Raw genomic sequence first — 12,900 nt, forward strand, 5'->3', positions numbered from 1 at the left:
GTAGCGCTTGGTCTTCTTGGCGATCTTGGCCATCCGGCCACGACTCTGCTCTGTCCACATTCAGAGCTTGAATCACAAAGCGCCTCAACGAAAAACCCCTGTCCGCGATTTTCCAAACGGCCTCTAAACGATACCAAAAGCGCTTCTTCATTTTTGCACTCGCTCTGCGGTCGAGCGGCATTGGGTTGCCTATGCGCGATGTCCTGGTGCCAGGGCACAATTCAGACGGACTGATGTCAACCACGTTGTTGGCCTTTCCATCGGTTGCAACTTCATGACACTATGCAACGTATTTTACCCAAGCTCTTGGAGGAAGAGGCTTGGAACTCATCATATTCTTGGGCGGCGCATTTCTCATGTTCTTCCTTTTCAGGCGGTCAAAGGCCGACAAAACGCTAATACCTGCGTCGCCGGATCGTTCTTCGGGTATCCGGGCGCAGCATCTTTCCGGCGACCAGGGATGGCGCAAGCATAGCGAGCCAGCGCGCTGGGTGGCTCCCGGTGAGTGGGTCGAAATCGCCGGGATCGAGATTTCGGACGGCAACTTCTACCTCGGAGGCTCTTTGCCCTCCAGAACCACGCGGCGCCCGGAAAACTGTCTGGTCAATCCCGGCCTCGTCGTCGGCTCTGGAAACGACCTGACCGGCCAGACCATGTCGTACTGGCCGTCCTACAGTGAACTGCATCCGAGTGCGCGTCGATCCTATCTCGTCTGGCTCTCTTCAAGGAGAGACAATCCAGACACTTACATTGGGTATGTGTTTCTCTATTTTTATGGCCTGGAGCGCCGGTTCTTCATAGATGAAGCGGCGCGAGACAAAGAAAAGGTTATTGAAGAGGTCAGCCGTCTCCTGTTGGTTTACGGAGGGAATGGATCGTTCAGAAACTACGCGACGCAGTTCCTCGAATTTGCAGGGCTGGTCGCCACCACTTCAAGCACAAGACCTGCAATCGAGGCGCGTACCGGCTACGGTTTCGACTTTTCTGTTTCCGCCCGTTTGTATCTCGGCGCCCGACTTGCCGAAGGCGATCCGCTCGATGCGGAGGATTGTCTGCTCTGGTTGACGTCCTCGCCCGAAACACGCCTGCGAACTCCTGCCACGCGTTGTTTCTCTTTGTTCCGCATGCTTTGGAAAATCCACTTTGACGCTCACCATCCAAGTGGGCTCAAAGTACGAACTCCCAAACGCAGGCTCGGAAATATCAGCTATCGCGCCGCGAGCGGCACGTTCAGCGCGGAACTCACAGGGGCAGAAAACACCCCCGACATTGCATCCCTGAGCAGCCCGTTGAAGGGACTTGCTGCCATCGCAGAGCAGTGCACCAACGAGTTGGAAAGCTACAGTCGCTTCATCGGCAAGCGGCCGGAGGACGCGGACAGCACTGAGGCTGCGGTTCTTCTTCCGAAGGCGTTGTTGACATGCGGCGACAAGAATCCGCTGCAGGCGCTGTCGAGAAGAATTTCGCAAGCGTCTGCCGGCCGGCCGACAGGCAAGATTGCGCTCGGCGAACTTTGCAAAAGGATCGGCTTGGAGGCACCGACGGAGGGCAAAGTTTCAGCCTCGCTTTTCAACAAGCTCGGTGCTGCGCTCGACCGGCTCGATATCGGCTATGAGCCTGATCGTCGCTACGGTGCTGTTCCCCCTCCGGGCGATGGCACAGTGGTCTTCTTCCGCGCTCCCGACGCGGCAACGGTCGATCACGAACGCATGGAGTTCCAGGCAGCGCGAACAATCGTGGAGATCAATGCACTTGCGGCGCAGGCCGACGGGGTCGTCGATCCAAGCGAGCTTGCCGCCCTGCAACAGGCGATTGGTGCGGTGCCCGGACTCACGGCCGTGGAGCGCGTTCGCCTCTTGGCCTATGCCAGTGCTCTGCTGAGCGGCCCTGCCAATGCCCGCATGCTGATGAAACGACTTGCGAAGTTGAACGATGACGGTCGTCAACGTGTCGCTCAGGCCGCTGTTGCCGTGGTGCTGGCTGATGGGCATGTCTCGCATTCGGAGGTCGTCTTCATCGAGAAGCTCTGGAAAGCGCTCGGGCTTCCGAAGGACGACCTTTACAGCGCGCTGCACAGCGGGGCAATCGTGGCCGACGGGCCGGTCACGGTGATGGCGGAAACTGTTGAGCCCGGCCACGCTATCCTTGTCCCGCAGGCAGCCTCGAAGCCGCAGCTAGAGATCGACCAGAACCGGTTGGCCCGGATCATAAGCGAGACCAGCGCCGTCTCCAGTCTTCTTTCTGAGATCTTCCTCGAAGAGGAAAGCGCAACGGTCGTTACCCGCCCCCAATCACGATCCGGCCCCCGGCCTTTCGACGGACTCGACACCGAACATGGCGAATTATTGCTGTTTCTTCTCGAGGAACGACAGGTCGAGCGTGCGGTTTTCGAGGAGCGTGCGAAGCGGCTTCGTGTATTGCCGGACGGCGCAATCGAGACGATCAACGAATGGGGCTTCGAAATATACGACGAGCCGCTTGTAGAGGATGAAGACATGCTGGCAGTGGCCGAGCATTTACGGCCATTTCTGCACGAAATGCATCGGGAGATCAGGGAGGCGCGCTCATGAGTACACAAAAGCCCATCCGCGGCAAGGACAGGGACACGATCCTTCAAGCGCTGGCTGCAGGCGTCGTGCCGCGCACCGGCTTGCAGCATATTCAGGTCGGACGCGCGGGGGAGGTGTCCGCGCTGGTGCGCGACATCGACCGTATTGCCGACGGCGGTTCCGCCCTGCGCTTCATCATCGGCGAATACGGTGCCGGCAAGACTTTCTTCCTCAATCTTATTCGTCTTGTCGCGCTGGAACGCAAGCTGGTGACGGTGCATGCCGACCTCGCGCCGGATCGCCGAATTCACGCGACTGGCGGACAGGCTCGCGGTCTCTACGCCGAAGCGCTTCGCAACATGGCGACCCGCACTCGGCAGGATGGCGGAGCACTCGCGAGCGTGGTGGAGAAGTTCATCACAGAGTGCGCGCGCGAAAGTGAAAGAAACGGCACGGCGGTTGAGCGCGTTATCGACGAGCGCCTCGCGCACATGCAGGAGCTAGTTGGCGGCTATGATTTTGCGACAGTCCTCAAGGCCTATTGGCGCGGCAGCGAGAACGACGACGAGATCCTGAAAGGGGCGGCATTGCGCTGGCTGCGCGGGGAATACTCCACCAGGACCGAAGCCCGGCAGGCCCTCGGAGTGCGCGCGATCATAGACGATGCCGACGTTTATGATGGCCTCAAGCTTCTGGCCGCCTTCGTACGTCAGGCGGGGTATTCCGGGTTGCTCGTCGTCTTCGACGAAATGGTCAATCTCTACAAGCTGCAAAGCGCTCAGGCACGAAACCAGAATTTCGAGCAGATCCTTGCCATCCTCAACGACGTGCTTCAGGGAAACGTTTCGGGCCTAGGCTTCCTGTTCGGAGGTGCGCCGGAATTCCTGATGGATACGCGCCGTGGCCTCTACAGCTATCCGGCATTGCAATCGCGGTTGGCCGAGAACGCCTTTGCCCGGGACGGCCTGGTCGATTTCACCGGTCCCGTCATCCGCCTCCAGAGCCTGACGCCGGAAGAATTGCTCGTGCTGCTCGGCAACGTCCGCAATGTCTTTGCACTTGCAGATCCGGAGCGACACCTGGTGCCGGACGAGGCGCTGACTGCCTTCATGGCCCATTGCAGCCAGCGCATTGGGGAGGCGTATTTCCGTACACCGCGCTCCACCATAAAGGCTTTTGTGCAGTTGCTGGCCGTTCTGGACCAGAATCCGGGAACGGACTGGCGATCGCTTTTGGGCGACATCGAACTCGCGTCAGATGCCGACGACGGCTACGGCGATGAAGGCAACTCAGGCGCCGGGACAGATGACGAGCTCTCCTCACTCCGCCTCTGACGGTATGGCTTTCGACCTGCTGCACCCAGAGGTTCGGCGCTGGATATGGGAGCAAAACTGGTCGGAACTGCGCGACGTGCAGGACAAGACGATCCGTGCAGTGCTGGAGGGAACCGGCGATACTCTGGTCGCCGCAGCAACGGCTGCAGGTAAGACGGAAGCTGCCTTTCTTCCGGTCCTGACCCGGATTGCGGAACACGCGGGCGGCGGCCTCTCCGCACTCTATGTCGGCCCGCTGAAGGCACTCATCAACGATCAGTTTCGTCGGTTGGAGCCGTTGTGCGAGCGCCTTGAGATACCCGTTGTGCGCTGGCACGGGGACGCGCCCACAGGTGCCAAGGCGAAGGTGCTGCGCGATCCTTCGGGCATTGCACTGATCACACCCGAATCGATCGAGGCGCTGCTGGTGCGCAAACCCGACGCCGCTCGACGTCTTTTCGGCTCCCTTGAGTTTATCGTCATCGACGAATTGCATGCCTTCCTGCATGGGCCACGCGGGTTACATCTCGCGAGCTTGCTGCGTCGCATCGATAGGCTCTCGGCCAAGCCCGCTCGTCGAGTCGGCCTGTCCGCCACGATTGGCGATCTTGCGATCGCCGCCCGCTGGCTGAATTGGCACTGTGCCGAGGGCGTCCAGATCATCGAGGCAAAGTCGGGCTCTCCAGAGCTGAAGCTTCAGATACGCGGCTACGAAGAGCCTGCTGACGTCGATTTCTTCGACATTGTGGAGACGGATGAACCGCCGGTACGTGCACTAGATGAAATCGCCAGCCATATGTTTGGATCCCTGCGCGGCAGCAACAATCTCGTTTTCGGTGGTTCGCGTAAGATGGTTGAGGCTGTTGCTGACCGGCTTCAGCGGCGTTCCGAGCAACACGGCATTCCCAACGAGTTTTTCGCACACCACGGCAGCCTTTCTCGCCATGCGCGCCACGAGGTCGAAGCCCGGCTGAAACAGGGCGAGTTGCCCACCACTGCGGTCGCCACGACCACGCTGGAACTTGGGATCGATCTCGGCTCGGTCGTCTCGGTTGCCCAGGTGGGGGCGTCCCGGTCGCTCGCCTCCCTTCGCCAAAGGCTCGGCCGCAGCGGCCGGCGCAGAGGAATGCCAGCGATCTTGCGCATCTATTGCCGTGCACCTCATCTCCGTCCTGAGAGCGGTCTGCTCGACCGGCTGCGGCTCGACCTCGTGCAGGCGGTGGCCTCGATCCGGCTCCTCATGGAGCGTTTCGTCGAGCCGCCTGAAGCCGACCCGGCAGTGGTGACGGTGGCGCTGCACCAGACGCTTTCGATCATCGCGGCGCAAGGCGCCGCCTATGCCGAAGCGCTCTACGAGGCGGTGTGCGGCGGCGGCCCGCTGTCTGCACTGTCTCGCAGTGACTATGTGGAACTGCTGCGCGCGATGGCCGCGCATGACCCAGCGCTCCTGGAGCAGGCGCCGGATCGCACCATCCTTCTGGGGCCTGAAGGCGAGCGGTTGACGACGTCGAGGGACTTCTACGCGATATTTCCGACCGACCAGGAATGGCGTCTCGTGGCCGGAGACCGCTTCCTGGGCACGATTCCCCTGTTCAATCAGGTCGGCCCCGGTTCGATCCTGCTGTTTGCTGGTCGCCGCTGGCGCGTCGAGACGGTAGATGATCCCGGCAAAGTGCTCCAGGTCGCGCAGCATCGGAAAGGTAAGGTACCGCTTTTCGCGGATCAGGCTGCCGAGCCTGTGCATGACCGCCTCGCCGCCGAAATGCGAAACGTTCTGCTGGATGATGCGCTTCCGGCGTATCTCGACGCTGAGGCGTGCCGGATGCTCGTCGAGGCACGAAAGGCATTCCGGAAATCGGGGCTTGAAGGCTGCCATCTCGCCTCAGAAGGTGACGATGTTCATGTCTTCACTTGGTGTGGGAGCAAGATGAATGCGCTACTGGCCCTCGCTTTCCTGAGTGCCGGAGTAAAGGCTTGGTCGCATGATGTCGGCATCACATTGGATGACATCAGCCTGGGGGAGGTCCGCTCACTTCTGAAGCACATCGCAACCAGTCGGCCTGTCACGTCTCAGGCTCTTGCAGATTTCGTTGAGAGCTTCGAAGTCGCGAAGTACGACACCTATGCCCCGATCTCATTGTTGCGACGCCTTTGGGCGAGAGAGAATGATGTTTCGGTGCAGTCACTTCCCGAAATGGCGAGGTTGTTGGCTGAATGAGTTGTGCCGTAGTTTCTTCCCGCTTCGTTGTCACCTATCATACGAACAATGTCGAAGGTGAAGACGATCCAGTAGGGGCGTATCGAGCACGCCCGAGCGGAAGCAGATTGTGGCAGATTCTAAAGATTGATGGACACGTTTTGTAGAATATTCTACAGATATTTGATGAGCAGAAAACGTGACAAGGCATACTACGAGGCGAGACTGAAGGCGGAGCATCCAGCGCTCTTCGCAGATGTCGTATGCGGGAGGCAGGCGTTCTGGGATGCGGTCTATCAGTCGGGGCTGAAACCACGTCCGACTCCACTCAGCACCTTGAAGCAGCAATGGCGGAACGCGGCGAGTGCTGAGCGGGACATGTTCCTGCAGTGGCTGGCTTCCGAGTATGCCATTGCCTGCGTCGTGGGACCTGCGGCGACAGCACCGTCTGCCGGCGCACCGATTAACGCGACTGTGACGGCGCCCACACCACCACCCGTGTCCGTAACTGTAGTTGGCTCGCCTCGACCGCCTCGTGGTGCGTCAGGCAGTACCATTGTCGACCCCTACGGGCGCCTTCTGCCGGCAGCCAAGCAGGCGATCTTAAGCATTCTGGCCGCAAACAGGCTCAAGCCAGGGGCGATACTGAAGGAGATCGGTGAGAAGCCGCTGAATCCGTCTCTCGGCTCGGCTCTCGCCCGCGATACGGCTTTTCATGACCCTGCCCTCGTCAATAAGCTCGAAGCTTGGCTCGACAAGCACGGATACTCGTTCCCGTAAACGGGACCGCCGCTCATTTCGTCGACGCTGATTTGACGCGTTCGCGCCGGCAAGATCAGGCCATGGCCCGTTCCAGTCTCTGTTTCCGGCGCTCCCAGTCTGGCATCACTTTGTCGAGGAGCCTGAAGAACGCGGGACCGTGATGGGGTTCGCTCACGTGGCAGAGTTCGTGGGTAATTACGTAATCGATGGCGTCGACCGGGGCCTGGATAAGGCGACGATTGAGCATCAGGCGCCCTGCCGGTGACATGGAACCCCACCTCTGCCGGATCTGACGCACGATGAGCCCCTTCGGTCGGAACGCCTCGGGATCTGGAAACAGGTCCAGACAGAGTTCTATTCGTTCTGGAAACTTAAGCTGGGCTCGGCTCCGGTACCATTCTTCGACCAACTCGCGCGTCACCTCGGACCTGTTCGGGCGGTGCGTCTGTACGACGATGAAGCCACGGGTCAGCTTTACGCCTTCCTGTATGTGGGAGAGGACCTTCAGCCGGTACTGGCGCCCCAGATAAAGGTGGGTCTCTCCGGCGACGAATCTGCGCTCCGGTGTTCGCGGAAGGAACTGCGCGAAATACCGCTGCTGTCTTGTCACCCATGCCGCACGTTTGCGCAGCTTGGCCTCGATGGCATCCAGCGTCGCGTCCTCTGGGGCTGCGATCACCACCGACGCATCCGGCTCGACGGCGATCTCCAGTGTCTTCCTCGGGCGGCGGACGATCTCATACTGGATCTCCTGATTGCCGTACTGCAGGCAGTGCAACTCGCGCGTCATGCCGTGAACCGAGCCCGGGCAAGATCCATGATCTTCAGTTCGAGATCGTCGAGCACCTCCACGGGCAGGTCGACGCCTCTCTCGTCGCGCAGGACGTCGAAGAAGTAGTCATCGATGGCATTGCGCAGATTGTTCTGGGCTACCTCGTTCGACCAGATGTCCACGATCAGGTGGGACTTGATGATGACGATGATCTGTTGAGCGATGGCCGCGGCATCGTCGCCCGCCACCGGTTCGTCTCCCTCGGTCTTGAGCTGACCGTCGAGGATGCCGAAGAGTGCCTGCGCATCCTCGTCCCCGCGAATGCTTTCCGGAACGTCCCGACCGCGATCCTTTCGCGCCACCTTGCTCGCCAGATCCACGACGCTGTTCAGGTACTCGCGCTCGGACAGTCGCTTTTGGCGATAGGCGCGGATGGTCTCTTCGAGCAGCTCGGAGAACTGTTTGTAGAAGGTCGGGTCCTCATCCATCTTCTCGGTGATCGTGCGCCGGGTCGCACTGGCGATCCGATCCGCTCGTGACGCTTCGGAGACGCCCGTATCCTCGACAACGGCTCTCAGTGCGTCCGGGTCGTTGATGTTGACCATCTCGATGATGGTCTCGGCGGGCATCGCCACGACGTGGTCATCCAGCAGCTTCTGGATCTTCGGCTCGAACTCGCGGACGTCGACCGTCTCCTGATAGCGGAGTTGGACAGACCGCTTGAGCTCGGAGAACTGCTTCCAATCCCGCTTCAGGGCATCGACCTTGGCCTCGTCGAAGACGTCAAACAACTTGTCGGATGAGAGCGAGATATGCAGGCATCGGCTGAAGGCCTTCAGGCGGGCGTAGAACTCATGCCGAAGCGCTTCGTCTGCCAGGTGCTGCTCGAACTGTTCCATGTCCTTCTTGTTACGGACCGGCTTGAACAGATCCCAGAGCTGATCGTGCAGTTGGGGCAGTTTGCGGATCTCCTCCCGGACATCATGCACCGTTCCGGCAAGATCGGCCGCCTCGTAGCCCTCGAACGCGCTGTATGTCGTCAGGGCGCTGTCGAGCTCGCCGAGCAGCCCTTCATAATCGAGGATGAAACCGAACTGCTTCTCGGTGCCGTCGTCCTCATAGAGCCGGTTCACGCGCGCAATGGCCTGCAGGAGGTTGTGTTCCTTCAGGGACTTGCAAACATAGAGGACCGTGTTGCGCGGCGCATCGAAGCCGGTGAGGAGCTTGGAGACGACGATCAGGATCTCCGGATCGCCGGAGCCCTTGAAGGCCTCGATGATCTGGCGATTGTACTCGTCCTCGGTCTTGTAGCGCGCCATCATCTTTGACCAGAAGCCACGCACGAGATCCTTTGACTCCTGGTCGATATCCTCGTTGCCTTCGTTTTCGTCCGGCGGCGAGATGACGATGGCGCTCGTGACGTGGCCGATCTCGTCGAGGACTTGCTTGAAGCGAACCGCCGCGGCCTTCGACGGGGCGACAAGCTGTGCCTTGAACCCCGTCCCCTGCCAGTGCTGGCGGTAATGCTCGGAGATATCGAACGCCTTGGCGCGAATCGCTTGGTCGGTCTTGGCGAGGGCATCCATCCGGGAGAACTTGCGCTTGAGGTCGGCCTTCTGGCTGCCGGTCAGTCCCTCGCTGATCTTCTCGAACCAGCGGTCGATCACGTTGCCCGAAACTTGCTGCTCGACGAGCCTCCCCTCGTAGAGCAGCGGCACCACCGCACCGTCCGCGACCGCCTCGTCGATGGCGTAGCGATGGATCAGCCGGCCGAAGGTCGACAGCGTGTTCTTTTCCTTCTTCAGCAAGGGCGTGCCGGTGAAACCGAGATAGCAAGCCTTGGGCAGGAGGCGCCGCATCTTGGCGGCGAACTGGCTGTGGCCGCCATAGCGCCCCGTCTGCGTACGATGGCTCTCGTCGACCAGCACGAAGATATTGGGGTCGTCATCCGCCTCCTGACTGTTCTTCAGCGCTGTGTCGAACTTGTTGATGATCGTGGTGATCAGCGGAGCCTTGTTGCGGACGAGCTCCAGAAGGTGTGCGCCGCTTGTCGCGCGGACCGGCTCCAGGTCGCAGGACTTGAATGTGTCCTTGATCTGCTTGTCGAGATCGTCCCGGTCCGTGACGATGAGGATCCGCGGGTTCACGATGCTGCGTTCCAGGGCGAGCGCGCGTCCCAGCATCACCATCGTCAGCGACTTGCCGGAGCCTTGCGTGTGCCAGATCACGCCGCCCTTGCGGATGCCGCCGGGGTCGTGCTGCCTGACGGTCTCGACCGCGCGGCGGATACCGAAGAACTGCTGATGCCGAGCGACCTTGCGAGTGCCGCCGTCGAAGACGGTGAAGCGGCGGATGAGATCGAGCAGCCGCTCGGGGCGGCAGAGGGAGTAGAGGGTTCGATCCTGCTCAGTGACGACGCGTTCGCCTTCCGCGCGCAGCGCAGCGAAGTGGTCTCGCGCCGTTGCCATTGGCCCGGAAAAGACCGCTTGTTCCTCGGCAAAACCCAGGGGCTTGTTGGCTGCAGCAATCAAGTCCGCCGGATCGCTCTCGGTGACCAGCTCTTCGAAGGTGACGGCATCGGGCACCGATCCGGCGGCGGCATCCCGCGCCAGCGCGGCCAGTGCGTCTTGCGGGTCGTCTTCCTCTCGCCAGGCCTGCCAGAACTTGGGCGGCGTGCCGACCGTCGCATAGCGGGCCTCGGTTCTGTTCATCGTCATCAGCAACTGAGCGAAATGGAAGAGCTGCGGGATCATGTCCTCGCTCTGATAGCCGATGAGCTGGCTCTCCGCGCGTCGAAGGCTCTCCGTCGGCCGCTTGTTCTCGATCACCAGAACGGGGATGCCGTTGACGAAGGCGACGATGTCGCAGCGCTTGGTCTGGCTGGACGCTGTCCTCTCCACCGCAAACTCGGCGGTGACGTGGAACGCGTTGTTCTCAGGCCGCTCCCAGTCGATGTAGCGGAACGAGTAGCTTTTGGAGTCCCCGTCGATGGACTTCGTGATCGTCGTGCCGAGGACAAGCGTGTCGTAGATGTCCTTGTTCGTGCCACGCAGCCCCTTCAGCCGATCGGGCGTCGGCTTGAGCCGCCGTATCGCCTCGTGCGCGTCTTCGAGGTCGAAGGCGTATTCGCGACCCCGATGCGTGAACCGGTTGATGCGCATGAGTTGTTCGGCAAGCACATCGTCGAGCACGACGTTCCGAAGCCGCCCGCCGCGCAGGCGCAGTGCCTCAACCTGAGACAATGGCGTGAACCCCAGCGCCACCAGAAGCTGAAGCGCCGGGATCTGGGATTGGTGCTTTTCGGCAGCGTCGAAGGTCATGAGCGGGCCTCCCGGGCCATGATTTCCTTGCTGTTCAGAGGCTCTGTGGCTATATAAGTCTCAAAGGATTGGGCATTTCCCGGTCGACAAAAGGGTCCTGGAGCTTCCGGGGCCCTTTTGTTTTGTCAGCTCTGACAAGAGGTTATGGGAAGCATTTGAGTCCTCGCAGCTTGGGCTCGATGATCTCAAATGCCCGGTTCGGCTGATCGGGGCGCAGTCGCGACAACGCGATGGGCCGTGCGGTCAGGTCTGCCAACTGCAGGCCGGATGCGTTCGCAGCCTTCGGAATGAACACCGGCTGGAAGTCGAAGCGGCTGAAATCGTGCCGCCGGTAGCCCCAGTGGCTATCGTTCCCGGCGATGCGGCGGAACTCGAGTTCTAGCTCGGCGTCCTCCTTCGAGCCTCGGCTCTCGAAAACGACATGGATCGTCTTTCCGTGTTCCCCCTGTGCCGTGAGCATCATGTGCAGTCGCTCCATGCAGAAATGCAGGGCGATTTCGTAGGGGTTCCAGGGATTCGCGTACTTCGCGCGGTGCTTCTCCTTGTCGATGACCGAGGCATAGATCGTCATTGGCGCTGCCTCGATCAACGCGTTCAACTCATCAAAGAAGCGGGTACGCAAAGCTCGGTCGGTGCGGAGCAGGCCGAAGGGGCCTAGGCTCTTGCGGATCTCGTGTTCGTGCAGAACGACCGAGTCATGCCCCCAGATGCCGAACTTGAACTGTTGCATGGCAGGCACGATGGCGTCGACATACTCGTCCTTGCGCATGACGCAGAAGGTCAGCGCGAAGACGGGATAGTGCGGGTCGATGCTGACCATCCCGTGATCGCCGCTCTCGTCGGCATAGACGATGAAGTCGGAGAAGTCAGGCAACAGGCTCCTCCAGCTTCACCCGCCACTCGCCGGTCAGCAGCTTTTGCATCAGGCCGCGCTTCTGCAGCGTGACGGCTTCGATCTCGCGCTCTGTCGCGGCAAGGTCGGCCTTTGCGGTGTTCAGGACAGCGGCGATAGCCTTCTGCTCGTCCAGTTCAGGCAAGGGCAGTTTCAGCGCGGCGAGGTCGTCGTAGTAGGTCCGCTGCCGCACGCTGCCCGAGCCGCTGCTGTTGATGTAGTGAGCCCACCAGGACGTCTTGCGCAGGTGGTCGAGGTAGTCGGGGTCGAGCCCGTCCGCGTTGCAGGCGAAGACGACGTAGTCGGGGCTGACAAGCACCTCGTCCTCGCGTTCGTTCATCGCGATGGAGCCGACGTTGATGCGCATTGGGTTGTAGGCGAAGGCATGGGGCGGCAGGCGCTTGTAGCGGCTGATGTCCCCCGCGATGGTCTGCTCACGCATCGGGACGACGCCTTCGGCCTTGGTGACGCCCATGACGAAGTTCCGGCCGAGCCGGTTGGCGCCGTTCCTCTTGGTCAGTTCATGGGTCACCGCTTCCAGCCGGGTAGGCGCCCAATTGTGGCGGATGCCGTTCAGGCGCAGTTTTCCGAACAGCAGCGCGGCACGCAGAGCGCCCAGCCGGCGCGCCTTCGCCGCGCGCAGCGCGGTGAGCTTTTCGAGAGCCTCGTCCCAGGTCCGCAGGATCTCGGCGATTTTGCGCTGTTCTGGGAGAGGGGGGAGCAAGACTGGAAACTGTCTCAACTGTGTTGAGTTAAGAGTTGAAAGGCCAGTCGACGTCTTTGCGCAAGAAAGGAAATAGTTTCGACCTCTTTTAGATTGCAGTTGAAGCATAAGGAATTGCGGAAATATCATCGAGTGATGGAATGCCCTTACTGCGAAAATGTGGTTCTGGTGCACGCAGTCAGGAATTTGCCCTTCCCATAGGCAGCCGCGCCCGAGATTCTCCGGATTGCCGTTCCCCTCAATAAGAGGCCGTTTGGAAAATCGCGGACAGGGGTTTTTCGTTGAGGCGCTTTGTGATTCAAGCTCTGAATGTGGACAGAGCAGAGTCGTGGCCGGATGGCCAAGATCGCCAAGAAGACCAAGCGCTACCC

The 12,900-nt window shown here is 60.7% G+C and carries 8 protein-coding genes; 4 read left to right on the forward strand and 4 right to left on the reverse strand.

Translation table 11 applies throughout. The features are described from left to right. Positions 1 to 320: 320 nt before the first annotated feature. The 4 genes from TSB10GB4_RS00350 (at position 321) to TSB10GB4_RS00365 (ending at position 6,839) form a co-directional block, all read left to right on the forward strand. Positions 321 to 2,570 (forward strand): TerB N-terminal domain-containing protein, encoded by a 2,250-nt coding sequence (locus TSB10GB4_RS00350; RefSeq protein WP_186394101.1) that lies wholly within the window; start codon positions 321 to 323, stop codon positions 2,568 to 2,570. Then, the gene (locus tag TSB10GB4_RS00355) at positions 2,567 to 3,883 is read left to right on the forward strand and encodes an ATP-binding protein (protein WP_186394102.1); all 1,317 of its coding nucleotides are present in this window, start codon (positions 2,567 to 2,569) and stop codon (positions 3,881 to 3,883) included. Before TSB10GB4_RS00350 ends, TSB10GB4_RS00355 begins: the two co-directional genes overlap by 4 nt. Further along, entirely contained in the window at positions 3,828 to 6,080 is a 2,253-nt protein-coding gene (locus TSB10GB4_RS00360; protein WP_244296392.1) for a DEAD/DEAH box helicase, read from the forward strand. The genes TSB10GB4_RS00355 and TSB10GB4_RS00360 overlap by 56 nt, the downstream gene beginning before the upstream one ends. Before the next feature lie 165 nt (positions 6,081 to 6,245). Next, positions 6,246 to 6,839: a hypothetical protein gene (locus TSB10GB4_RS00365; protein ID WP_186394103.1), complete on the forward strand. Its 594-nt coding sequence runs from the start codon at positions 6,246 to 6,248 to the stop codon at positions 6,837 to 6,839. A 55-nt stretch (positions 6,840 to 6,894) separates the two neighbouring features. Here TSB10GB4_RS00365 and TSB10GB4_RS00370 read toward each other — a convergent pair whose 3' ends face one another. From TSB10GB4_RS00370 to TSB10GB4_RS00385, 4 genes are all read right to left on the reverse strand, one after another. Beyond that, on the reverse strand, positions 6,895 to 7,611 hold the full coding sequence (locus tag TSB10GB4_RS00370; RefSeq protein WP_186394104.1) for a M48 family metallopeptidase: 717 nt from the start codon (positions 7,609 to 7,611) through the stop codon (positions 6,895 to 6,897). Beyond that, on the reverse strand, positions 7,608 to 10,913 hold the full coding sequence (locus TSB10GB4_RS00375; RefSeq protein ID WP_186394105.1) for a type I restriction endonuclease subunit R: 3,306 nt from the start codon (positions 10,911 to 10,913) through the stop codon (positions 7,608 to 7,610). Before TSB10GB4_RS00375 ends, TSB10GB4_RS00370 begins: the two co-directional genes overlap by 4 nt. A gap of 142 nt (positions 10,914 to 11,055) precedes the next feature. Continuing rightward, on the reverse strand, positions 11,056 to 11,787 hold the full coding sequence (locus tag TSB10GB4_RS00380; protein ID WP_186394106.1) for a DUF3800 domain-containing protein: 732 nt from the start codon (positions 11,785 to 11,787) through the stop codon (positions 11,056 to 11,058). Beyond that, positions 11,780 to 12,900: restriction endonuclease subunit S (locus TSB10GB4_RS00385; protein WP_208984305.1), on the reverse strand; the 1,121-nt coding region annotated here is incomplete at its 5' end. The genes TSB10GB4_RS00380 and TSB10GB4_RS00385, both read right to left, overlap by 8 nt.

It is taken from the genome of Stappia sp. TSB10GB4 (genome assembly GCF_900185745.1).
Lineage (GTDB): Bacteria > Pseudomonadota > Alphaproteobacteria > Rhizobiales > Stappiaceae > Stappia.